The organism is Roseateles sp. P5_B10 (genome assembly GCF_056400485.1).
Genome location: NZ_JBFULE010001608.1, coordinates 1 through 597, shown reverse-complemented (window position 1 = coordinate 597; position 597 = coordinate 1). Strand labels below are relative to the sequence as shown.

Below are 597 nucleotides of genomic sequence, written 5' to 3'. Positions count from 1 at the left end.
CGTCAAGGGCGGCGGTTCCTCGGTGGATAGCAGCATCGACGGCGCGGCCAGCATCGATGCGTCAGGCAACAATGTTGCCATTCACGTCGACGCCTTCGGCCGCAGCGCCGGCGATTACAGAATTCCCGGCGGCGGCGTGCAGGCCAATACGAGGCTGCGCTCGGAGGGCCAGTCGGTCGGCGGCTCCTACATCTTCGATGGCGGCTATATCGGCACCGCGATCCAGCACATCACCAGCCTGTATCATATCCCCGGCGTCGCCGAGTCAGCTGCAAGAACCCGCATCGACCTCGAACAGACCAAGGTGACCAGCAAGGGCGAATGGCGCGCGCCAACCGACGGCATAGCCGCGATCCGCTACACGTTCGGCGTCAGCGACTACAAGCATGGCGAGCTCGGCATCGGCAGCAATGGCGTCGATGGCCTGCAGAACACCATCACCAACAAGGAAATCGAAGGCCGCCTCGAACTGGACCACGCCGCGGTCGCAACGCCGCTCGGCGCATTGACCGGAAGCTGGGGCGTGCAGGCCAGCAATCGCAAGCTCGCCACCGCAGGCCTGCTCGGCGGTTTGCTCGCACCGACCAACACGGACAC

General features: G+C 65.0%; 1 pseudogene. It reads left to right on the top strand.

The features are described 5' to 3' along the window. Positions 1–597: pseudogene (locus tag AC1DU6_RS34870) on the top strand (hypothetical protein); the annotation flags it as partial.